Here is a 22,794-nt window from a genome sequence, read left to right on the forward strand (position 1 = left end):
GATCAAAAGGACGCCTTCTCGGCATGCGGAACAGTTGACCGGAACCAGCCGTGTCCTGTCTTCCTCGACAAAGCGTCCGTTGTCCCGCCGTACGGACACGCACGGAGCCGTGGAGCCGCCGGGCCACCATGCCGTGTCGCCCGTCATTCCGTGGGCAGTTCGGCGGCGACCTCCGCGAGCACGTCCAGCACCGGGCGGATCAGCGGGTGCTCGGCCGCGCCCCGGCGTACAGCAGCGAACACCCGGCGGGTGGCGGCGGGCGCCTCCACCGGCCGGACCACGGCCCTGGTCAGCTCCATCCCCCGCAACGCCGAACGCGGCACCAACGCGACCCCCGCCCCCGACCCCGCCAGCGCGACGACGGCGCGGAAGTCGTCCGAGACGTGCACCAGGCGTGGCTCGAAGCCAGCGAGTTCGCAGGCCAGCAGCGTCACCTCGCGGCAGGGGTTGCCCGGGTACGGCCCGATCCAGTCGTCCTCGGCGAGTGCGGACAGGTCGACCCGCTCCGCCCCGACCTGCGGATGACAGCCGTCCAGCACGGCGTCGAACGGCTCCGCGTACAACGGCACCCGGGTCAGTCTGGGATCGTCCGCGCTGGGCGCGCCCCGGTACTCGACGGCCACCGCGAGATCCGCCTCGCCGTCCAGCACCAGCGGCAGGCTCTCGTCGCCCTCGGCGTCCCGCACCCGCACCCGGATGCCCGGTTCGACCGTACCCAGCCGCGCGATCACCGGGGCGAGCACCTCGACGATGCCGCTGGCGAAGGACGCGACGACCACCTCGCCGACCCTGCCCCTGGCGTGCGCCGCCAGCTCCGCCTCGGCCTGTTCGAGCTGGGCGACGACGGCGTGCGCGTGCTCCAGCAGGATGTGCCCGGCGGTGGTGAGGCGTACGCCCCGGCTGTTCCTGCTGAGCAGGGTGTGCCCGGACTCCGCCTCCAGCGCGGCGAGTTGCTGGGAGACCGCGGAGGGGGTGAGGTACAGGGCGGCAGCCGCGGCGGTCACCGTCTGGTGGTCCGCCACGGCACGCAGGACGCGCAGCCGCTTTGGGTCGATCACGCGGACATTCTCGCACCGGGCCATCGGGCCAGCGTCAGTACGCTCGCCACGTACGCCCGCCGTCCCCGCGCCCCACCCGGCGGGCTCAGCCGGCCGGCGACTCCGCCCGGAGCGCGTCCCGGGCGCTGACGAACGCGGCGACGGCCCGCTCCACGTCCGCCTCGGAGTGCGCGGCCGAAAGCTGGACCCGGATGCGTGCCTGGCCGAGCGGAACGACCGGATAGGAGAAGCCGATCACGTACACCCCACGCTCCAACAGGAGTTCGGCCATCCTGGCGGCCTCCGCGGCGTCTCCGATCATCACCGGGACGATCGGGTGGTCGCCGGGCAGCAGCTCGAAGCCCGCCTCCGTCATCGCCCCCCGGAAGCGCCGGGTGTTGTCCAGCAGCCGCTCCCGCAGCTCGCCCGCACCCTCCAGGAGATCCAGGACGGTGATCGAGGCGGCGGCGATGACGGGCGCGAGCGAGTTCGAGAAGAGGTACGGGCGGGAACGCTGCCGCAGCAGCGCGACGATCTCCGCGCGCGCGGCGACGTATCCGCCGGAGGCGCCGCCGAGTGCCTTGCCGAGGGTGCCGGTGATGATGTCCACCCGGTCCATCACGTCGTGCAGCTCGGGAGTGCCGCGGCCACCGGCGCCGACGAAACCGACCGCGTGCGAGTCGTCGACCATCACCATCGCGTCGTAGCGCTCGGCGAGTGCGCAGATGTCCGCGAGCGGGGCGACGTAACCGTCCATGGAGAACACGCCGTCGGTGACGATCAGCCGGCGGCGGGCGTCCTGCGACTCCTTGAGCCGCGCTTCCAGCTCGGCCATGTCGCGGTTCGGGTAGCGCAGCCGGCGCGCCTTGGACAGCCGGATGCCGTCGATGATGCTGGCGTGGTTGAGGGTGTCGGAGATGACCGCGTCCTCGGCGCCGAGCAGGGTCTCGAAGACGCCGCCGTTGGCGTCGAAGCAGGACGAGTAGAGGATCGTGTCCTCCTGCCCGAGAAACGCCGAGAGCCGCGACTCGAGCTGCTTGTGGACGTCCTGGGTGCCGCAGATGAATCGCACCGAGGCCATGCCGTAACCCCAGCGGTCCAGCGCCTCCCTGGCGGCGGCGAGGACTTCGGGATGATCGGCGAGGCCGAGGTAGTTGTTGGCGCAGAAGTTCAGCACCTCGCCGGGCTGTTCGCCGCCGGTGACCGTGACGGCGGCACGCTGTGGCGTGTCGATGACACGCTCCGGCTTGAACAGGCCGGCGGACTTGATCTCGTCGAGGGTGCTGCTCAGCTCGGCTCGGACGGACTCGTACACGGAGGCTCCTTCGGGCGTTACGCGGGAGGGTGGACGGGGTGGGGACGCGCGAGACGGGTGGGGCGCGAGAGAGGAGTGGGGGTCACACGGTCCAGTCCAGGATGATCTTTCCGCTGCGGGCGCTCGCGGCCTCGTCGAAGGCGGCGTCGAAGTCCCGGTAGTCGTAACGCCCGGTGATCACCGGACTGATGTCCAGGCCGCCCTCGAGCAGCACGGACATCGCGTACCAGGTCTCGTACATCTCCCGGCCGTAGATGCCCTTGACGGTGATCATCGATGTGACGATCCGGGCCCAGTCGACGGCGAACTCCTCCGCGGGCAGGCCGAGCATCGCGATCCGGCCGCCGTGCGTCATGTTGTCCAGCATGTCCCGCATCGCCTCGGGGCGGCCGGACATCTCCAGACCGATGTCGAACCCCTCGCGCAGTCCGAGTTCCCGCTGGGCGTCGGCGACGGTCGCCGTGGAGACGTTCAGCGCGAGGCTGGCGCCCGCCTTCCGGGCCAACTCCAGCCGGGGTTCGCTGACATCGGTCACCACCACGTTCCGGGCTCCGGCGTGCCGTACGACCGCCGCCGCCATGACGCCGATCGGTCCGGCCCCGGTGATCAGCACGTCCTCGCCGACGGCCGGGAAGGACAGCGCGGTGTGCACGGCGTTGCCGAACGGGTCGAAGATCGCGGCCACGTCCAGGTCCACGGGGGTGCGGTGGGCCCAGACGTTCGTGGCGGGCAGCGCGACGTACTCCGCGAACGCGCCGTCCCGGCCGACGCCCAACCCGATGGTGCCGCGGCACAGGTGGCGACGGCCGGCCAGGCAGTTGCGGCACTCCCCGCAGACCAGATGGCCCTCGCCGCTCACCAGGTCCCCCACCGCGACCGTCTGCACCTCGCCGCCCACGGCGGCGACCTCTCCGACGAACTCGTGGCCCAGCACCAGCGGCGTGCTCACCGCCTCCCGCGCCCAGCCGTCCCAAGACCGGATGTGCAGGTCCGTGCCGCAGATTCCGGTGCGCAGCACTCTGATCAGCACGTCCGCCGGCCCGGGCCGCGGCTCCGGTACGTCGGCCAGCCACAGTCCCGGCTCGGCCTTCTCCTTGACAAGGGCTTTCATACGGTGACTCCCGGAGGACGGTGAGGCGTGCTGTCCGCTGCTGGCGGTGCCGCCAGCCCGCACCAATCTGCCGAGCCCGGTACGCCGAGTCCATCGAGGATTTCTTAACCGGGGCAACAGGTCCGCTTCACGTCCGCCACTCGCGGACGTCCCGTACGGCCCGTGCCCCCCGTACGACCCCGCCCGCCGAGTCCCGCGAGCCTCCCTGGCCGGAACCTGCCATGCCCGGCGGGCGCCGCACGGCATGCCCGGCGAGCGACGGGTCCGTATGTCTCACAGGGCCCACCCGCAACGCTGTGACCAGCACTTCCACGTCGGCATATGCCAATACTCGACCGCTCGGATATAGTTGGACGTCAAAGCATCGAGAATCTCCCGTAGCCCCTCCCCAGCGCGCGGCGCATCTCACACCACCCGACGTGCGGGAGGCCCCGTGACGTCCTCTAATCTTCCTCCATGACGGTCCTGCCCGACGACGGGCTTTCTCTCGCCGCCGAATTCCCCGACGCGACGCACGAGCAGTGGCAGCGTCTCGTCGAAGGCGTGCTGCGCAAGACGGGTGCGGAACCAGCATCCGGCGCGGCGGCCGAGGAGGCCCTGTCCACTCCGCTCCAGGACGGGCTCGTGACCCGTCCGCTGTACACCGCCGAGACCGCCCCCGCGGGTGTCACCGGCCATCCCGGGTTCGCTCCGTACGTACGCGGCGCGCGCCCGGAGGGCAACTCGCTCGCCGGCTGGGACGTACGCCAGCGGCACGGCCTGCCCGACACGGCACGGATGAACGAGGCGCTGCTCACCGACCTGGAGCACGGAGTCACCTCGCTGTGGCTCAGCCTGGGCGAGGGGGCGCTGCCGGTCGACGAGCTGCCCGCCGCCCTGGAGGGCGTACTCCTCGACCTCGCCCCGATCGTGCTCGACGCGGGCCCGGACTTCGCCGCCGCCGCGCGCGCCCTCTTCGAGGTGTACGAGCAGCGCGGTCTCCCCCGGCACGCGGCGCTCGGCAACCTCGGCGCCGATCCACTCGGCACCCTCGCCCGGAGCGGGGACGCCACCAACCTGGCCGCGCACACGGCGGACGCCGTCGAGTTGGCGAGGAGCTGCCACCGGGACGCGCCCGGCCTGCGGGCGCTGACCGTGGACGCGTTGCCCTACCACCAGGCGGGCGGCTCCCCGGCCCAGGAGCTGGGCTGCTCGCTGGCCACCGGCGTCGCCTACCTGCGGGACCTGACCGCGGCCGGGCTGAACGCCGAAACCGCCTGCGCCCAGCTGGAGTTCCGGTACTCCGCGACGGCGGACCAGTTCCTGACGATCGCGAAGCTGCGGGCCGCGCGGCACCTGTGGGCCCGGGTCGCGCAGGCGTGCGGGGTGACGTCCGAGGTGGTCGCCCAGCGGCAGCACGTGGTGACCTCACCGGTGATGATGACCCGCCGCGACCCCTGGGTGAACATCCTGCGCGGCACCATCGCCACGATGAGCGCCGGGTTGGGCGGCGCGGACGCGGTGAGCGTGCTGCCCTTCGACCACGCGGTCGGCCAGTCCGACGAGTTCGCCCGTCGGATAGCCCGCAACACCTCCGCGATCCTGCTGGAGGAGTCGCGTCTGGCCCAGGTGATCGACCCGGCGGGCGGCTCCTGGTACGTCGAGCGTCTGACCGACGAGCTCGCACACGCCGCCTGGTCCTGGTTCCAGGAGATCGAGCGGGCCGGCGGTCAGGCCGCGGCGCTGCGCTCCGGCCTGGTGGCGGGGCGGCTCCGGGAGACCTGGCAGCAGCGCAGCCGTGACCTCGCCCGGCGCAAGGAACCGATCACCGGCGTCAGCGAGTTCCCCGACCTGGCCGAGAGCCCGCTGGAGCGTACGCCGGCACCCGAGCCCGCGCCTTCCGGCGGCCTGCCGCGGGTTCGGCGGGACGAGGCGTTCGAGACACTGCGGACCCGTTCGGACGCGCACCTGGCGGCGCACGGGGCGCGCCCGCGGGTGTTCCTGGCCGCGCTCGGCTCGCCCGCCGCCCACACCGTACGGACCGGCTGGGCCACGAACCTCTTCCAGGCCGGCGGCATCGAGGCCGTACACGACCCGGTGACGGTCGACGCGGAGACGGTCGGCGCCGCCCTCACGGACAGCGGCGCCGCCCTGGCCTGCCTGTGCTCGAACGACAGCACGTACGCCGAACAGGCCGAAGCGGTGGCGCAGGCCCTGAAGGCGGCCGGGGCCCGCCGGGTGTACCTCGCCGGCAAGCCGGGCGAGCGGACCGAGGCGCTGCGTGCCGCCGGGGTCGACGAGTTCCTCCACGCGGGCGGCGACGTGGTCGCGTGGCTGTCGTCCGCGCTCGACGAAATGGGAGTCGCGTAATGCAGGACCACACGCATCCGGCGAGTCCCGTACCGGACTTCACCGGCATCGACCTGGCGCCGGCGGACGGCGGCCCGGCCTCCGGTCCCGAGCCGGCCGCGGGCTCGGAGCAGCCCGCTCCGGAACAGGCCGCGCGGCGGTGGCGGTCGGCCATCCAGGAACGGACCGGCAAGCGGGACGAGGACCTGGCCTGGGAGACGCCCGAGGGTATCGCGATCAAGCCGCTCTACACCGCCGAGGACACCGCCGGCCTGGACTTCCTGGGCACCTATCCGGGCGTAGCGCCGTATCTGCGCGGCCCGTACCCGACGATGTACGTCAACCAGCCGTGGACGGTGCGGCAGTACGCCGGCTTCTCCACCGCCGAGGAGTCCAACGCCTTCTACCGGCGGAACCTCGCCGCCGGACAGAAGGGCCTGTCGGTCGCCTTCGACCTGCCCACCCACCGCGGTTACGACAGCGACCACCCCCGCGTCACCGGGGACGTCGGCATGGCCGGCGTGGCGATCGACTCGATCTACGACATGCGGCAGCTCTTCGACGGCATCCCGCTGGACCGGATGAGCGTGTCGATGACGATGAACGGCGCGGTGCTGCCCGTACTGGCGCTCTACATCGTGGCGGCGGAGGAACAGGGCGTGCCCCCCGAGAAGCTGGCCGGGACCATCCAGAACGACATCCTCAAGGAGTTCATGGTCCGCAACACCTACATCTATCCGCCCCAGCCCTCCATGCGGATCATCTCGGACATCTTCCAGTACACCTCGCAGAGGATGCCGAAGTACAACTCCATCTCCATCTCCGGCTACCACATACAGGAGGCCGGGGCCACGGCCGACCTGGAGCTGGCCTACACGCTGGCGGACGGCGTGGAGTACCTGCGCGCCGGGCTGGACGCCGGGCTGGACGTGGACGCGTTCGCGCCCCGGCTGTCCTTCTTCTGGGCGATCGGTATGAACTTCTTCATGGAGATCGCCAAGCTCCGGGCGGGCAGGCTGCTGTGGGCCAAGCTGGTCAACCGCTTCGAGCCGAAGAACACCAAGTCGCTGTCGCTGCGCACGCACAGCCAGACCTCCGGCTGGTCACTGACCGCGCAGGACGTGTTCAACAACGTGACCCGCACGTGCGTCGAGGCGATGGCCGCCACCCAGGGCCACACCCAGTCGCTGCACACCAACGCGCTGGACGAGGCACTGGCGCTGCCCACCGACTTCTCCGCCCGGATCGCCCGCAACACTCAACTGCTGCTCCAGCAGGAGTCGGGTACCTGCCGCACCGTCGACCCGTGGGGCGGCAGCGCGTACGTCGAGCGGCTCACCCACGATCTGGCACACCGCGCCTGGCAGCACATCCAGGAGGTGGAGGCCGCCGGCGGCATGGCGAAGGCCATCGACGCGGGCATCCCCAAGCTGCGGGTGGAGGAGGCCGCGGCGCGCACCCAGGCGCGTATCGACTCCGGCCGACAGCCGGTCATCGGGGTGAACAAGTACCAGGTGGCCAGTGACGAGCAGATCGACGTGCTGCGCGTCGACAACTCCGCCGTACGCGCCCAACAGGTGGAGAAACTCCGCCGGTTGCGGGAGGAACGCGACGAGGCCGGCTGCCGCTCGGCGCTGGAGGCGCTGACCCGGGCCGCCTCGGACGGCCAGCGCGCCGGCGGGGGCCTGGAGGGCAACCTGCTGGCACTCGCCGTCGACGCGGCCCGCGCCAAGGCGACGGTGGGCGAGATCTCGGACGCCCTGGAGCGGGCGTACGGACGGCACGCGGGCCAGATCCGTACGATCTCCGGTGTGTATCGAGACGAGGCCGGGACCTCACCCGGAGTGGAGCGGACGCGGGCGCTGGTTGAGGCGTTCGAGGTGGCCGAGGGCCGGCGGCCCCGGCTGCTGGTCGCCAAGATGGGCCAGGACGGACACGACCGGGGCCAGAAGGTGATCGCGACCGCCTTCGCCGATCTCGGTTTCGACGTGGACGTCGGTCCGCTGTTCCAAACCCCGGCGGAGGTGGCCCGGCAGGCGGTGGAGGCGGACGCACACGTCGTCGGGGTGTCCTCGCTCGCCGCCGGACACCTCACGCTGGTCCCGGCGCTGCGCGAGCAGTTGGCAGAGGCCGGGCGTTCGGACATCGGCATCGTGGTCGGTGGCGTCATCCCGCCGAAGGACGTGCAGCCGCTCTACGACGCGGGGGCGACCGCCGTCTTCCTGCCCGGCACGGTCATCCCGGAGGCGGCGTACGACCTGCTGAAGGCGCTGGCCGAGACGCTCGGGCTCGAGCTGTAGGCCATGGCTCCTCGGATCGACATCGAGACGTACGCGAAGCAGGTGCTGGCCGGCTCCCGGGCGTATGTCGCGCGCGCCATCACGCTGGTGGAGTCCACCCGCGCGGAACACCGGGAGCTGGCCCAGCGGCTGCTGATCGACCTGCTGCCGCACTCCGGCGGGGCACGTCGGATCGGCATCACCGGGGTTCCCGGCGTGGGCAAGTCGACGTTCATCGACGCGCTGGGGAGCATGCTCACCGCGCGTGGGCACCGGGTGGCGGTGCTCGCGGTGGACCCGTCCTCCAGCCGTACCGGCGGCTCCATCCTGGGTGACAAGACCCGGATGGAGCGGCTGGCGGTGGACCCGGACGCGTTCGTACGCCCCTCCCCCACCTCCGGCACGCTCGGCGGGGTGGCACGCGCCACCCGCGAGACGATGGTGGTGATGGAGGCCGCGGGTTACGACGTGGTGCTGGTGGAGACGGTCGGCGTGGGCCAGTCCGAGACCACCGTCGCGGGCATGGTCGACTCCTTCCTCCTGCTCACCCTGGCGCGTACGGGCGACCAACTCCAGGGCATCAAGAAGGGCGTGCTGGAGCTGGCCGACCTCGTCGCCGTGAACAAGGCGGACGGTCCGCACGAGCGGGAGGCCCGCTCCGCGGCCCGGGAACTGTCCGGCGCACTGCGACTGTTGCAGGCCGCGGACGAGGCGTGGACTCCGCCCGTGCTGACCTGCAGCGCCCGGGAGAGCACCGGGCTGGACAAGCTGTGGGAACGGCTGGAGGCACACCGGCAGGTGCTGGAGCGGGACGGCCGGTTGCGGGCCAAGCGGCGCGAGCAGCAGGTGGCCTGGACCTGGTCGATGGTGCACGAGCAGTTGCTCTCCCGGCTGCGCGAGCACCCCGACGTACGCGGCCTCGCGCCCGAGTTGGAGCGGCAGGTGCGGGAGGGCGGCATGACGCCGACGCTGGCCGCCGACACGCTGGTGGAACGCTTCCTCCGCTCGGAGAGCGGGCCGGGTCCCGAGGGCTCCGATGCGCAGGATTCGTAGCGGGCTGGCATGACCTGGCGTTGGCTAGTAAGTTCCCCCGTGCGGTGCGTCGCGGAGTGCGCGTATCGGCGGATTTGGTTGTTGAGGTAGCGGTACGGGCGGGAAGGTCCAACTGTGTTGATGACGGGCAAGATGCTGCGGTTCGACGAGGTGCGCGGCTACGGTTTCATCGTTCCGGACGACGGGAATGAGGACGTCTTCGTCCACGCGAACGACCTGCTGGAAGAGAAGTATCTGTACCAGCCGGGGCGTGCGGTCCAGTTCTACGTGGAGATGGGCGACAAGGGTCCCAAGGCGTCCGAGGTCGGTTTCGTGGGCGAGGTGCCCAACGGCCCGAGCCCGGCGAGCGTCCCGCACCGGGCCCCGCAGGAGGAGCCGGCGGCACGGCCGCCACAGCAGGCGCTGGATGACACCCTGTGTGACGTGCTCTCCACGGCGGAGCTTAGCGCGGAGCTCACGGAGGCCCTTCTGGAGGCCGACGGCACGCTCACCGGCGACCAGATCCGTCGCGTACGCGGCCGGTTGCTGAAGCTGGCCCAGGCGCACAGCTGGACGGACAGCTGAATTCTCTTTCGCGCTCGGTTCGCCTCCGAGCACTCGAGTGCGGTGTCGACACCCCTCGACACCGCACTCGCTCTTCTCCTCGGCCTCCGACCTGGGGAGACCCCACTGCTCGCTCGCCGTACCAGGAACACGTTCGGCGAGCGAGCCTGGGCGACGAAGCCGCTCGGGCGCGGGACGCAGCCGCGAGGCCCGGGAAAGCGAACGAGCTCGGACGTCACCGGGTTCGGCGGGCAGGTGGCGCACTCAGTGCCTGTTGTTCCGGACGCGTGGCACGAGCGAGTGGCCACGGAGTTCAACCAGCTGTCAGATCCGGCGAGCTGTCGAAAGCCGCACGGATACTCAACGGACCTTGGCACACGGGTCTGCCCGCACCTTCATGATGTGCGGGCATACTCCCGATGCCGACGGAACTCGATCCTGTCCGGTCCGTCGGATTCCGGCCGCCCCGACACCGACCAACCACACGCCTCGTAGAACGCGACGGCCGTGACGTTGCCGGCAAAGGTCTCCAGGCGAATTTCCTGGTACTCGGCGAAGAGCAACCGCTCGGCCAGCGACAGGAGCAGGCTGCCCAGCCCCTGCCGTTGACGGTCTACGTCGATCATCAGCAAGTCGACGGTGGACTCCTGTGTGATCAGCAGCCCCACGAGGTCCCCGCCCACCTCCAGGCAGTGGAGGTGCCCCTTGCGAAAGTGTGACTCAATGTGCTCATCGGAGGCCCCGCTGTTGATGAACGAGTCGACACCCTCGTCTCCCAGGAACGAACGATAACGCGCGTCAATGGTGCGTCGGGCGAGCTCCTGAAGGACCACAACGTCCTCCTCGAGAGCAGGACGGAGGACCGGCACCGGCCGAGGAAGCGACATTTCGGAGAGCTCCAGACGGGAACGAGACAAGACTGACCACGTCAGCCTGCTGGACCTTCACTCGCGGAGGCACGTCGATGAGCGCAGGGCGGACCCATGGGCAGAGCCCGCTCCAGCACCGGCATCAGCATCAGCGGCAACGTGCCAGCCGGGAGCGTCACCATCCTCACCGAACCAGCTGGCTCCCCGAACGGCTCGGGACGAGAAGCAGGTACTCACCAGCGCCCGAAGGTGGTGCCGGGCGCTGGCGTGTGTCGCCCTACGCGTCCAGCCAGCCGCGGGACTTGGCGATCCCCAGCACGCAGGAACGCACCTGCTTGATCTGGTCGGCGGTCAACGACCCGGCCGACTCCAGGAGCGCGTCCGTCAGTTCGGCGCTGAAGTCCCGAGCCGACGGCGAACCGGCGGACGGCTGCGCCGCTGCGGCCGGCTCCGACCGGGGAACACTGGAGCTGCGCGACAGCTGGTGTGAAGACGGCTGGTAGACGAGCCGAATCTGCGAGGCTTTGGGCCCCTTGTCTCCCATCTCCAGGAAGAACTCCACCTCACTGCCCGCTTGATACAGGTACTTGTCGTCCAACAGATCGTTCGCGTGCATGAACACGTCCTCGTCCCCCTCCTCGGGGACGATGAAGCCATAGCCACGGAACTCGTCAAAACGCAGAACCTTACCCTGCATCAGCACAAAGCACCTCCACACAACACACGTACGAGGGGTCGTTCCCTCCCGACTCCCTCGCGCCGAACCTAGTACACGGCCGACCATCCACGCGAACCACCCCCCATGTTTTGAAAACGATTTCACCGCCCCAGTGCGGCCACCCGCCGATTCCAGGGCGGAGCTGAGGTTTCTTGGTCAACTCCATTGACCAGCATAGGTCGGAGGTTTAATCTCCCCGCGAATTCGATTTCAAGGAGTCGGCCGTGCTCTCGAACATCCACCCGTACCTCACCGGCGACCTGCTCCGACACCTGGACGCCATGGGCCACGGCGACACCGTCGTGCTGGCGGACGCCCACTTCCCCGGCGCACGGCTGGCACCCCGGTTGTTGGACTCCCCGGGCGTGACCACCCCCGACCTGGTCACCGCGATACGCACGGTGCTGCCGCTCGACAACCCAGCCGTGCGGTTGATGACCGCTCCGGAGGGTCGACTCCCGGTGCAGGACGAGCTGGTCGCCGCCGCCGGGGTGTCCCCGCAGGAGGTCTCCGAACTGCACCGCGTCGCCTTCTACGAGGCCGCCGCCGGGGCCTTCCTGATCGTCCGCACCGGCGAGGCACGCCCCTACGGGAACATCATCCTCTCCAAGGGCGTCGTGACGACACCGCACCCGGAAGGGCACTGAGCCATGCCACACAGCGACCAGCCGGAAGAGCAGCCACGCCAGGACTCCGCGTCGGGGGAGGCGGGGGAAGCCGCCGCCAAGCCACCGGCCACCAGTGCCCAGGGGACCGAGGAGACCGAGGGCACGCCACCTCTGCTGGAGATGCGCGGCATCGTCAAGGGTTTCCCCGGAGTGCGGGCGCTCCAGGACATGCGCCTGAGCCTGGCCGGTGGTGAGGTACTGGCGCTCGTCGGCGAGAACGGCGCCGGCAAGTCGACCCTGATGAAGCTGCTTTCCGGAATCCACACCCCGGACGAGGGCGAGTTCTTCCTCGACGGCCGGCGGGTGCGCCCGCGCGACCCCCGGCACGCCCAGGAACTGGGCATCAGCATCATCCACCAGGAGTTCAACCTGATGCCCGACCTCACGGTCGCGCAGAACATCTTCATCGGCCGGGAGCCCCGCGGTCGCTTCCTGCTGCGGGACCGCGAACTCAACTCCCGTGCCGGCGAGCTGATCGAGCGGCTCGGCCTGTCCGTCCGCCCGGAACAGACGGTGGGGACGCTCACCGTCGCCCAACAGCAGATGGTGGAGATCGCCAAGGCGCTGTCGTACGACGCCCGCATCCTCATCATGGACGAGCCGACGGCCGCGCTCAACGACGCCGAGGTGGCGGCCCTGCACGACCTCATCCGCCGCTTCGTCCAACCGGACACCGGCGTCATCTACGTCTCGCACCGGATGAACGAGCTGGAGGCCGTCTCCGACCGCATCACCGTCATCCGGGACGGCCGGTATGTCGACACGCTGAACACCGCCGAGGCCACCATGTCGCAGGTCATCACCCGCATGGTGGGGCGTGAACTGACCACCGACGTCGGTCCGGAGGACGTACGCGAGGATCGCGAGACCGTCCTTAACGTCACCGGGCTGTGCACCAAGTCCCTGCTGCGGGACGTCAACCTGCGGCTGCGACAGGGCGAGATCCTCGGCCTCGCCGGGCTCATGGGCGCGGGCCGTACGGAGGTGGCGCGGGCCCTCGTCGGCGCCGACCCGGTCACCTCGGCGGAGGTGACCCTGCGCGGGCGGCCGGTACGCGTCAGCAACCCAGCGGACGCGGCCGGGCACGGCATCGGTTACCTCTCCGAGGACCGCAAGCAGCTCGGACTGCTGCTGGACCAGGACGTCAGCAGCAACATCGGCCTCGGCTCGCTGCGCACCCGTTTCCAGTCCTTCGGCTTCGTACGGGACAAGGCCGTACGCGCCGCCGCGCGGGAGTCCGTCGAGTCGCTCCGCATCCGCACGCCCTCGGAGAACCAACTGGTCAAGCACCTCTCCGGAGGCAACCAACAGAAGGTCGCGCTGGCCAAGTGGCTGGTCAAGGACTGCGAGATCCTCATCATCGACGAGCCGACCCGCGGAATCGACGTCGGGGCCAAGGAGGAGATCTACCGGCTGTTGAACGACCTCGCCCAGGAGGGCAAGTCGATCATCATGGTCTCCTCGGAGCTTCCCGAGCTGCTGCGCATGTCCCACCGCATCGTGGTGATGAGCGAGGGCCGGGTGACCGGCGAGCTGTCCGCCGAGGAGGCCACTCAGGAGAAGGTCATGCACTACGCGACGCTGCGTCCCGAGTCCGAGCGCGCCGACGCCGCCTGAACCAGTGACACCCGAGCCACCGCCTCCAGGAATCGCGACCGCCGTCCGAACGCAGCACCCCTCCGTGTCCGTGCGCCGCTGCGCATCCCCCGCAACGCAAAGGCAGGAATCGACACCATGACAGCGCCCGCGGCCGCCGCGCCACAGCAGACGGACCAGGACGGGATCCGCACCCTCGTGCAGGGCAAGGTGCAGCAACTGCTCGCCTTCGCCAGCCTGATCGCCATCGTCGTCTTCTTCTCGTTCGCGAGCGAGAACTTCCTCACCTACAGCAACATCACCTCGGTACTGTTCTCCACCGTCGTGATCGGCACGCTGGCGGTCGGCGCGACCTTCGTCATCGTGTCCGGCGGCATCGACCTGTCCGTGGGCACCGGCATGTCGCTGTGCGCGGTCATGGCGGGCGTCTTCATCGTGAACATGGGCCTGCCGATCTGGCTGGGAGTCCTCTGCACACTCCTCTTCGGTGGCCTGGTGGGCCTGGTGAACGGGCTGAACGTCACCTTCCTGCGACTGCCACCGTTCATCGCGACGCTGGCGATGATGCTGGTCGCCGAGGGACTGGCGCTGGTCATCTCGGGCAGCTCGCCGATCTACTTCGAAGGCGACTCGGGCTACACCGACATCTCCACCGGCAGCGTCATCCCGGGCACCGACTTCCCGAACGCCGTGCTGATCCTCGCCGTCGCGGCGCTCATCGCCGGGGTGGTACTGAACCGTACGCTGCTGGGCAGGTACACCTACTCGATCGGCAGCAACGAGGACGCCACCGGGCTCTCCGGAATCGACGTACGCAAGTGGAAGATCATCGTCTATGTCATCTGTGGTGTCTTCATCGGCCTCGCCGGCGTACTGATCTCCGCCCGCCTCGGTTCCGCGCAACCGGCCACCGGCATGGGATACGAGCTGCAGGCCATCGCCGCCGTCGTCATCGGCGGCACCTCGCTGTCCGGCGGGCGCGGCTCGGTCCTCGGCACCGTCATCGGCGCGCTGATCATCTCCGTACTGAACAACGGACTCCAGATCACCTCTGTGCCGCAGGAATGGCAGAACGTCATCCTCGGCTGCGTGATCGTCGCCGCGGTGTACGCGGACCAGGCGCGCAAGCGCACGTCCTGACGGGCCGCTCCAGCACAACACGACGCGCAACGAAGGGGATTCACCATGCAGCCGAGGCGGAAGGCCGCACTCCTCGCGGTGGGCATGGCGCTGTCGCTGAGCGCCTGCAGCATCGGCAACACCGCTGACGGCGACGGGAAGAAGCCGTACATCGCCATCATCTCCAAGGGGTTCCAGCAGCAGTTCTGGCAGGCCGTGAAGGAAGGCGCCGAGCAGGAGGCCGAGAAGCGGGGAGTGGAGATCACGTTCGAGGGCCCCGCCACCGAGACCGAGGTCGAGGCCCAGGTGGACATGCTCCGCAACAGCCTCGGACGCGATCCGGACGCCGTCGGCCTTGCCGCCCTGGACTCCCGGGCCGTGGAGCCGTTGCTCAAGGACGCGAAGAAGGACGACGTCCCCGTCATCGCCTTCGACTCCGGGGTGGACAGCGATATCCCCCTGACCACGGCCGCGACGGACAACAAGGCGGCAGCCGCGGCGGCGGCCAAGCACATGGCGAAGGCGCTCGACGGCAAGGGCAAGGTCGGGATGGTGGTGCACAGCCAGACCAGCGGCTCCGGCATCGACCGCCGGGACGGCTTCACCGACTGGATGAAGAAGAACGCCCCGGGCATCGAACTGCTGCCCGTGCAGTACGGCGCGGGCGACCAGACCGCCTCCGCTGACATCACGAAGTCCATCATCGCCTCGAACCCGGACATCAACGGCATATACGGCTCGAACGAGGGCTCGGCGATGGGTGTCGTCCAGGGCGTGAAGGAGAGCGGCAAGGACGACATCGTGACGGTCGGCTTCGACTCCGGGCAGGGACAGATCAACGCGATCGAGGAAGGCCGGATGCGGGGCGCGATCACCCAGGACCCGGGGAAGATCGGTGCACAGGTCGTCTCAGCGGCCCTGAAGGCAATCAAGGGGAAGAAGCTGCCCGAAGTGATCAACACCGGCTACTACTGGTACGACCGGCGCAACATCAACGAGCCGCAAATCCAGGACGTGTTGTATCACTGAGGACCTCCTTTCGCGCTCGGTTCGCCTCCGAACGCTCGAACCCGGTGTCGACCGGTTCTTGCTCGGTTCACCTCCGAACGCTCGAACCCGGTGTCGACACTCCTCGACACTGCGCTCGCAAGCTCGCTTGGTCTCGTCACTTTCAACACCGGCGCGCTCTTCGGCTCACTCTGGTCGTGCTCGGTTCGCCTCCGAACGCTCGAACCCGGTGTCGACACTCCTCGACACTGCGCTCGCAAGCTCGCTTGGTCTCGTCACTTTCAACACCGGCGCGCTCTTCGGCTCACTCTGGTCGTGCTCGGTTCGCCTCCGAACGCTCGAACCCGGTGTCGACACTCCTCGACACTGCGCTCGCAAGCTCGCTTGGTCTCGTCACTTTCAACACCGGCGCGCTCTTCGGCTCACTCTGGTCGTGCTCGGTTCGCCTCCGAACGCTCGAACCCGGTGTCGACACTCCTCGACACTGCGCTCGCAAGCTCGCTTGGTCTCGTCACTTTCAACACCGGCGCGCTCTTCGGCTCACTCTGGTCGTGCTCGGTTCGCCTCCGAACGCTCGAACCCGGTGTCGACACTCCTCGACACTGCGCTCGCAAGCTCGCTTGGTCTCGTCACTTTCAACACCGGCGCGCTCTTCGGCTCACTCTGGTCGTGCTCGGTTCGCCTCCGAACGCTCGAACCCGGTGTCGACACTCCTCGACACTGCGCTCGCAAGCTCGCTTGGTCTCGTCACTTTCAACACCGGCGCGCTCTTCGGCTCACTCTGGTCGTGCTCGGTTCGCCTCCGAACGCTCGAACCCGGTGTCGACACTCCTCGACACTGCGCTCGCAAGCTCGCTTGGTCTCGTCACTTTCAACACCGGCGCGCTCTTCGGCTCACTCTGAGTGTCCAACGCGCCTGGAACGGGTCGGAAGAGACCGGCCGGGTCAGGGGGCTGCCGGGACCAGGTCGGCCGCCAGCTCCGCCGCCTGTACCCGGATCTCCGGCATCGCCGTGGTCTCCCACAACTCCCCCTGCCGAGGCGCGCCCAGGGTGTACAGCGGCCGCGAGGTGTCACCATCCGCGTCACACAGCCGCCCGCGCTCCGTGGCGACGCCCATCCCGAGCGGTCCGGCGACCGCGAGTCCCTCGCTCAGCAGCCCGCTCCACAGCGGATCGCCGGAGGCGTCGAGCCGGTCACCGGGCCCCGTACAGTCCACCACCCACCGCACCGTCAGGCGGCTCCCGCTGGCCAGCACGGCGTCGAACCGGCCGTCCTCCAGGGGCCGTACGGAGGCGAGCCGGCCGGTGTGCAGCCGCAGCCGGCCGGTCGACCGGGCCTGGTCGACGGCCTGGGCGGTGGCCGGCGCCATTCGGTGCCGGTGGACGTTCCAGCGGGTCGCGTCCCGTGAGATCGCCACGGCCCGGTCCCGCTCGCTGAGGCCCTGCCACATCCGGGCGGTGACCGGACGCAGGCCGTCCATGGCGGGGCGCCAGTCACCGTGTTCCCGTACGGCGGCGGCCAGATGCCGTCGTACGACCGTACGCAGACGGTCCAGCGGCATCCCCTCGGCCAGCTCCGGAGGCGGTGGCAGCGGAGGCTGTGGGGAGGTCGTGTGCGACTGTGGGAGCAGGCCGTTGCGTGAGGCGCTGTGCACCGTACGATCCACGCGCTGCAGGCTCAACGCGAGGTCGACGGCGGTCAGTCCGGAGCCGACGAGCAGGACGTCGCCGTCCGCCTCGGCCAACGCGTCGAGCGCCCCGGGCGCCCAGGGGCGGGCGACGAAACCGGGGGCTTCCCGTAGTTCCTCGGGAATCCAGCCGCCGCCGGGCGCCGGTCCGGTGGCCAGCACGACACTGTCGGCGGACACGGTCCGCCCGTCGGCCAGTCGCAGCCGGGCCCGGCCATCGCTCGGCCAGGCGCAGCCGTCGACGGCGACCCGCAACCGGCGGACCGACACCGTGCCGTGGGCCGCGATCACCGCTCGGCCGAGGGTGTCGGCGAGGTACGAGCCGTAGCGGTAGCGGGAGACGAAGTCGCCGGCCGAGACCTCCGGCCGACCGTGTCGGCAGAGCCAGCGCAGGAAGTGCTCCGGGTCCTCCGGGTAGCAGCTCATGCCTCCGGCCGGCACGTTGAGTCGGTGCTCGGGGTCGCGCGTGGCGTACGCCGCGCCGCGTCCGGCCTCCGGAGCCGGGTCGATGAGCACCAGGTCGAGCGGGCGGGCTCGGCGTAGCGCCGTCTCGCACACCTGGACGGCCACCAGGGTGCCCGCGGCTCCCGCACCGACAACCGCCACCGTGGGCCGGGGACAGACAGAGCTCACGACGACCTCCCAACGCGCACGCACGGATCACTCACCCCGATATTCCTACCTTATCGATGGGGTTTCGAGCGCGGCCAGGGACCGACTCGTCGGTCCGTGCCGCGGCAGACCGGCCCTCAGCCCAGTCCGAGGTGGCCGCGCAGTGACGCGCCACGGTAGCCGTCGCGCACGAGGCCCCGCTCACGCAAGCGCGGCACCACTTCACTCACCACGGCCCGTAGGTCCACGTGCGGGCGAGTGGGCAGCAGATGGAACCCGTCACAGACGCCGGCCACCCACCAGGCCGCGAGCACCTCGGACAGTTCCTCGGAGCTGCCCGTGAAGCACATGCTGTCGGCGCGAGGGCGCACCATGGGTGTGCTCCCCTCCCGCATTTCCACCATGAGGCGCAGCAGCAGGCGCGGCAGGCGCCCGGCGGCGCGTCCGGCGACCGTCGCCTCCCTGCGAAGTGCGGCACCCAAGGACAGTGCCGCCATGGGGTGTTCGGCGTCCAGCAGCACCACGTCGGCCCAGTCGACCGCCCACGCCCATGCGGGGTCCGGGCCGTGCGCGTCGAGCGGCACCGCGAGCGGGGGCGGCCCCAGAGCGTCCGCGCGGCTCGCCTGTCTCCTCCGGGGGTCGGGGACTCCGGTGGGCGGGGTGTGGCGCAGTGGGTCCGACTCGAGAAAGCGGTTCACGGCCGTGTTCCGCGCAGTGGTCGGGTCCGGTCGGTGGCGGAGCACCAACGCGGGGAGCGGCGCGGAGGCTTCCGATCGCCCGGGCCCGCCGTACGGGGAAGGGGCGAGGACGAGGCCGGTGCGCTCGCCAGCCGGCGGCGGCTCCGCCGAGCCGCTCGACGTATGGCTCGGGAGCGCGCAGACCGGGGACATCAGGCCGATACGGCTCGTCGCACGGGCGGCGCCCGTGAGGAGCGCGGCCGAGCCATGGCACGGCTGGTGTCGCTCGGACGACGGGGCGGCGAAGTCGCTCGGTGAGTCCAGGGTGACGAAGTCGAGGCCGCCTCGTTCGGCGAGCCGCACGAGCGGCATCCAGGCACGCTGCGGCTGTCGTTGCAGGCCCGCTTCCTCGAGGGCGGCGGACAGGTGCAGTTCCGTGGACATGGCGTCAGCTCTTCTCGGCTAGCCGAGCGGGCCACGGCTGGCAGAGCCGGACGTGGGGACGACTTATCCGGACCACGGAACGTCACGTGACCCGCTTCGGGACGGTGACACCAAACCCTACCTCTCAAGTAGGAAAGACAGGAATACCTTTGTCGAGTCCCTGGACGTGGTCGTACGTCTGATACGGCGAAGCTCCCACGCACCGGTGAGCGTTGAGGAGCCGCACCGCGCCACCCAGGGGCCCATGAGAGAGCCGCGTACATCCTGGCGTGCTTGACCGCCGGGCGTACGTGAGCCCGTGAGCCCGCAACGAACCGTCTAACCCAGGAGGTTCCGGACGGTCATCCACAGCACCGCCGTGCCCAACACCGCCGCCACCGCGCGGCCGCTCAGCTCCGGCCGCCAACGCCGGCCCCGCAGCCCCTCCGCCAGCCAGCGGGTCCAGAGCCACAGCGCGAAGGGCAGCCCGAGCAGCAACAGCGCCGCGTTGTCCTGCAGTGCCCCCACCACGTCCAGGTGCAGCAGGTCGTACGCCATGCGCGTGCCGCCGCAGGCCGGACACAGCAGCCCCGTCGCCCAGTTGAACGGGCAGCGAGGCAGCAGGTGGCCGGTCTCGTGCGGGTTGGTGCCGTAGAGGTACGCCGCGCCCGCCACCCCGGCCGCGAGCAGCCCGAGCGGGCCCGCGAGCGGGTGCCGCAGCACGCGTGCGACGGCGGAGCGGCCCNGTCCCCTGGTCGGCCGCCCCGCCGGGGCGGGACCCGCCGGAACGGGCCCTGTCCCGAGGGGCGTGACCCGCTCGTCAACCGCCACGCAGCACCCGACCGTCCTTGTCCGTGGCGTTGTTGTTCGTCAGGAGCATGATCCCGTCGATCAGCGCCCAGATGCCGACGCCGCCGCAGGTGAACAGCTGGCCGAGGGCCATGCCCACGTGCCCGGTGTAGAACCGTCCGATGCCGAGCGTCCCTATGAAGAGCTGCAACACACCCGCCACGATGCGGGACTTCTCGGAGTACGGACGGCCGTAGGGGTCGTAGCCGAACGGCGCCATCGGGTCGCCGCCCATGTACGGACCGCCCGCACCCGGCGGTGGCGGCGGCCCTCCGGCCGGCGGGTAGGCGTAACCAGGCTGGCCGGTCTGACCGGGTGGTGGCGGCGGCGGGCCCTGCTGGGCGTATCCCCCGGACTGGTCCGGCGGGCCGAACCCGGGCTGTCCCGGGGGCGGCTGCTGCGGATAGCCGTAGCCGGAGCTCGGTTGCTGCGGATAGCCGTAGCCATCGTTCGACTTCATGTACGGATTCTGATCGGACATCGAAAGGACCCCCGAGGGAGTGACAGAGCGAAACAGTGCGTGAGAACCGGGGAGGTTCCCTGTGCCATCCTGACAGCCTTCCGGCCGTTGGGTACCCCCGACCCATCACCGAGCCGTGTGGTCGGCCACCTCGTCCGGCGACCCGGCTGGGTCCGGGGCCTACGGCCGACTCGCCGGACGCACGGGGAGACACCCGTGCCACCGAGCTGGTCCAAACCGGTCTGGGACCCTCCCTGCCGTCAGGTCCAACGCACCCGGACGCGTGCCGGCGCACCGCGCGTCCCGTCCGGCCCCACCGCCGTCAGTTGGAGCGTTGTGCTCGACTCCTCCGCGAGTCGGGTCAGTGTCTTGACGTAGTACACCTCGTCCAGGATCCGACCGACGGCCTGCCGGCCACCCCGCGGCAACTCCCGGTGGATGTCGTAGTACCACACGCCGGTCCCGGCGAACCGCCAGGAGAGGAAGACCTCCGCCCGGTCGCCGTCCGGGTGTACGGCGTCCACGGTGAAGTCCCGGGGACGCTCCGGCCGTCGTGGCCGACCGCCCTCCAACAGCGCCAACTCTCCGAGGTGCAGGGCGTACGCGCGCCGCCGCGCCGCGGAGACCCGCACCCCGACGGCGGCGATCGTACGGCCACGGAAGGCGTCGAGGTGCTGGGTGAAGTGGTTCCAGGTGCGGTTGGCGGCGACGCCGACAGGCAGCCACACGAAGCGTTCCGGGTCATCGGCGAGCAGCACGCCGACCTCCAGGCCGCTGTCCTCGCCCGCCGCGCCGGTCGCGTACGTCACGGACAGCCGCTCACCACCGGTGACCCGCAACCGGGTCTTGAACAGCCGCACGGTGGTGGGGTTGTCCGGACCGAGTTCGCCGGATACCCGCAGCGCGCAGCCCCCGTCGTACGCCTGGTCGTAGTCGTAGTCCACGGTCAGGGGCTCTCCGGAACCGCCGCTTCGGGTCCAGAACTGCCAGGTGGGCAGAATGTCCTGAATACTGGCGTTGTTCCATTCCGCCTCGCTCGCCCGCTTCCCCTCCAGGAAGAAGGAGCGGCCGTGTCCGGTGTTGAAGCGGGTGACGAAGGGGAAGGCGCCGATCACCGAACGTTCCGTGATGTAACGGGCGACCCCGTCCCACTTCCGGTGGTTGTCCGGGTCGCGCGGCTTCCCCTCGTCCTCCTCCGGCCACGGGACGTACTCCGTACGGCCGGTGCGGGTGGGGTCCTCGTACGGCCGGTGCGGGTGGGGTCCTCGTTCGGGCCGGACCAGTACCAGCGTTCCCGCTGGAATACCTCGTCCTGCGCGTCCGGGTCCTCCCGATCCGGGTGGCGGTCCCAGGGGAAGTGTGAACCGAACAGCGCCCAGCTGGTGCGTGCCCGCTCCCCCTCCGGGAAAACCAACCGGGTGTCGTAGGGCGGGTTGTAGCCGTACTTCTCGGTCTCGGTGCCGTGGTAGACGGCCTCGTACGGGTCCAGCCCCAGCCGCTCGGCGGTTTTTCGTGAGGTGATGACCTGCTGGGCGTCCGGCAGCCAGTAGTTGGGGAAGATGCTGTGCGCGACGGGGGTGCCTTCGTCCTGGATCCAGGGCGCGTTCCTCTCGTTGAGCTGGTTCTGGTAGTCCAGCTTCCCGTTCGCCAGGATGGTGTCGTACCACTGGATGTGGAAACCCTCGGGCGCCCGCGACCGGAGGTACTTCAGCAGCTCCATCAGCCGCGCCGCCTCCGGGGCCGGGGTGTCGTCCTCCTGGTTGACGAAGTAACCGTCGAAACCGAAGTAGCCGGCCATCTCGATCAGCTTGTCCGCCACCGGGAAGGACCCGTCCGCGCGCCGCTCGAGGTAGTCGTCGAAGTCACCGTCGCGGGGCCAGAACCAACAGCCGAGGCTGCGCGCGCCGTTGCGATGCGCGGCGTCCGTGTAGGCGGGATTGGGCAGGTTGACCACACCGTGTACCGGTTCGTCGGTGGGTGAGCCATCGACCGGCATACCGTGCCAGGAACCGTAGATGTCGGTGTACTGCCAGAAACGCAACAGCCGCCGGGCGAAGACGTCGTTGTACTTGTGCGCGGCGAAGAAGCTCTTGTCGTAGTCGAAGCTCAGGTTCATCACCCGCGCGGCGGTGGGGCGACGCGGATCCGCCTGGGTGGCGGCGAACGGCGGAATCCGGGTGGCCAGCGGCACCCGGGAGCGGAAGTACTTCGCGAAGCGGTCGGTCTCCGGGCTCCAGTTCTTCAGCGCCTTCGCGTCGTAACCGTGCATGTACGGCTGGTGCGGCGCCCGTCCGGCGGCCGGGTCCTCGCCGGCGGCGGTGGTCACGGTGGTCGCGGCCCGCGCCGCCGAGGGCAGGGGGCCCGCCGGTCCGGCGAAGCCGACGGTGACTCCGGCGGCACTGAGCATGCCGATGAAGGTCCTGCGGTCCATGGTCGGTCT

At 70.1% G+C, this 22,794-nt stretch carries 19 protein-coding genes; 8 read left to right on the forward strand and 11 right to left on the reverse strand.

What is annotated here, in order from left to right:
- Nucleotides 1–143 precede the first annotated feature (143 nt).
- The 3 genes from AN216_RS07620 to tdh all read right to left on the reverse strand — a co-directional run bounded on the left by AN216_RS07620 (nucleotide 144) and on the right by tdh (nucleotide 3,463).
- Nucleotides 144–1,058 carry a LysR family transcriptional regulator gene (locus AN216_RS07620; RefSeq protein ID WP_070196098.1) on the reverse strand — a complete coding sequence of 305 codons (915 nt, stop codon included), beginning with the start codon at nucleotides 1,056–1,058 and terminating at the stop codon, nucleotides 144–146.
- Nucleotides 1,059–1,143: 85 nt separating this feature from the next.
- Nucleotides 1,144–2,352, reverse strand: coding sequence for a glycine C-acetyltransferase (locus AN216_RS07625; protein ID WP_070195838.1), 1,209 nt, complete (start codon nucleotides 2,350–2,352; stop codon nucleotides 1,144–1,146).
- Nucleotides 2,353–2,434: 82 nt separating this feature from the next.
- Entirely contained in the window at nucleotides 2,435–3,463 is a 1,029-nt protein-coding gene (gene tdh / locus AN216_RS07630; protein WP_070195839.1) for an L-threonine 3-dehydrogenase, read from the reverse strand.
- A gap of 456 nt (nucleotides 3,464–3,919) precedes the next feature.
- Between tdh and AN216_RS07635 the strand changes: the two genes are divergently transcribed.
- The 4 genes from AN216_RS07635 (at nucleotide 3,920) to AN216_RS07650 (ending at nucleotide 9,687) form a co-directional block, all read left to right on the forward strand.
- On the forward strand, nucleotides 3,920–5,812 hold the full coding sequence (locus AN216_RS07635) for a methylmalonyl-CoA mutase family protein (protein WP_070195840.1): 1,893 nt from the start codon (nucleotides 3,920–3,922) through the stop codon (nucleotides 5,810–5,812).
- Entirely contained in the window at nucleotides 5,812–8,091 is a 2,280-nt protein-coding gene (gene scpA, locus AN216_RS07640) for a methylmalonyl-CoA mutase (protein ID WP_070195841.1), read from the forward strand. The genes AN216_RS07635 and scpA overlap by 1 nt, the downstream gene beginning before the upstream one ends.
- Before the next feature lie 3 nt (nucleotides 8,092–8,094).
- Entirely contained in the window at nucleotides 8,095–9,123 is a 1,029-nt protein-coding gene (gene meaB / locus AN216_RS07645) for a methylmalonyl Co-A mutase-associated GTPase MeaB (RefSeq protein ID WP_070195842.1), read from the forward strand.
- A 114-nt stretch (nucleotides 9,124–9,237) separates the two neighbouring features.
- Nucleotides 9,238–9,687, forward strand: coding sequence for a cold shock domain-containing protein (locus AN216_RS07650; protein ID WP_170843056.1), 450 nt, complete (start codon nucleotides 9,238–9,240; stop codon nucleotides 9,685–9,687).
- Nucleotides 9,688–10,061: 374 nt separating this feature from the next.
- On the opposite strand, the gene AN216_RS07655 is transcribed toward AN216_RS07650, so the two are convergent.
- Both AN216_RS07655 and AN216_RS07660 read right to left on the reverse strand, forming a co-directional pair.
- The gene (locus AN216_RS07655; protein ID WP_244502364.1) at nucleotides 10,062–10,499 is read right to left on the reverse strand and encodes a GNAT family N-acetyltransferase; all 438 of its coding nucleotides are present in this window, start codon (nucleotides 10,497–10,499) and stop codon (nucleotides 10,062–10,064) included.
- A 313-nt stretch (nucleotides 10,500–10,812) separates the two neighbouring features.
- Complete coding sequence (locus tag AN216_RS07660; protein WP_070195844.1) at nucleotides 10,813–11,238, reverse strand: cold shock domain-containing protein; 426 nt, start codon at nucleotides 11,236–11,238, stop codon at nucleotides 10,813–10,815.
- Between the two features lie 239 nt (nucleotides 11,239–11,477).
- On the opposite strand from AN216_RS07660, the gene AN216_RS07665 reads away from it, so the two are divergent.
- From AN216_RS07665 to AN216_RS07680, 4 genes are all read left to right on the forward strand, one after another.
- Complete coding sequence (locus tag AN216_RS07665; protein ID WP_070195845.1) at nucleotides 11,478–11,900, forward strand: RbsD/FucU family protein; 423 nt, start codon at nucleotides 11,478–11,480, stop codon at nucleotides 11,898–11,900.
- Nucleotides 11,901–11,903: 3 nt separating this feature from the next.
- Entirely contained in the window at nucleotides 11,904–13,538 is a 1,635-nt protein-coding gene (locus AN216_RS07670; protein WP_079166373.1) for a sugar ABC transporter ATP-binding protein, read from the forward strand.
- 117 nt (nucleotides 13,539–13,655) lie between these two features.
- Nucleotides 13,656–14,657 carry an ABC transporter permease gene (locus tag AN216_RS07675; RefSeq protein WP_070195846.1) on the forward strand — a complete coding sequence of 334 codons (1,002 nt, stop codon included), beginning with the start codon at nucleotides 13,656–13,658 and terminating at the stop codon, nucleotides 14,655–14,657.
- 45 nt (nucleotides 14,658–14,702) lie between these two features.
- Nucleotides 14,703–15,665 (forward strand): ABC transporter substrate-binding protein, encoded by a 963-nt coding sequence (locus AN216_RS07680; RefSeq protein ID WP_070195847.1) that lies wholly within the window; start codon nucleotides 14,703–14,705, stop codon nucleotides 15,663–15,665.
- A 924-nt stretch (nucleotides 15,666–16,589) separates the two neighbouring features.
- On the opposite strand, the gene AN216_RS07685 is transcribed toward AN216_RS07680, so the two are convergent.
- The 6 genes from AN216_RS07685 to AN216_RS07710 form a co-directional block, all read right to left on the reverse strand.
- On the reverse strand, nucleotides 16,590–17,966 hold the full coding sequence (locus tag AN216_RS07685; RefSeq protein ID WP_070196101.1) for an FAD/NAD(P)-binding protein: 1,377 nt from the start codon (nucleotides 17,964–17,966) through the stop codon (nucleotides 16,590–16,592).
- Between the two features lie 116 nt (nucleotides 17,967–18,082).
- A complete protein-coding gene (locus AN216_RS07690; protein WP_070195848.1) occupies nucleotides 18,083–19,066 on the reverse strand; it encodes a hypothetical protein in 984 nt (327 codons plus the stop codon).
- Nucleotides 19,067–19,384: 318 nt separating this feature from the next.
- Nucleotides 19,385–19,768 (reverse strand): DUF2752 domain-containing protein, encoded by a 384-nt coding sequence (locus AN216_RS07695; protein WP_070195849.1) that lies wholly within the window; start codon nucleotides 19,766–19,768, stop codon nucleotides 19,385–19,387.
- A gap of 97 nt (nucleotides 19,769–19,865) precedes the next feature.
- A complete protein-coding gene (locus tag AN216_RS07700) occupies nucleotides 19,866–20,354 on the reverse strand; it encodes a TM2 domain-containing protein (protein WP_107401931.1) in 489 nt (162 codons plus the stop codon).
- Between the two features lie 260 nt (nucleotides 20,355–20,614).
- Nucleotides 20,615–21,469, reverse strand: coding sequence for a GH85 family endohexosaminidase C-terminal domain-containing protein (locus AN216_RS07705; RefSeq protein ID WP_070195851.1), 855 nt, complete (start codon nucleotides 21,467–21,469; stop codon nucleotides 20,615–20,617).
- On the reverse strand, nucleotides 21,466–22,785 hold the full coding sequence (locus tag AN216_RS07710; protein ID WP_070195852.1) for an endo-beta-N-acetylglucosaminidase: 1,320 nt from the start codon (nucleotides 22,783–22,785) through the stop codon (nucleotides 21,466–21,468). Before AN216_RS07710 ends, AN216_RS07705 begins: the two co-directional genes overlap by 4 nt.
- Nucleotides 22,786–22,794 lie beyond the last annotated feature (9 nt).

This window comes from Streptomyces oceani (assembly GCF_001751245.1).
GTDB lineage: Bacteria > Actinomycetota > Actinomycetes > Streptomycetales > Streptomycetaceae > Streptomyces > Streptomyces oceani.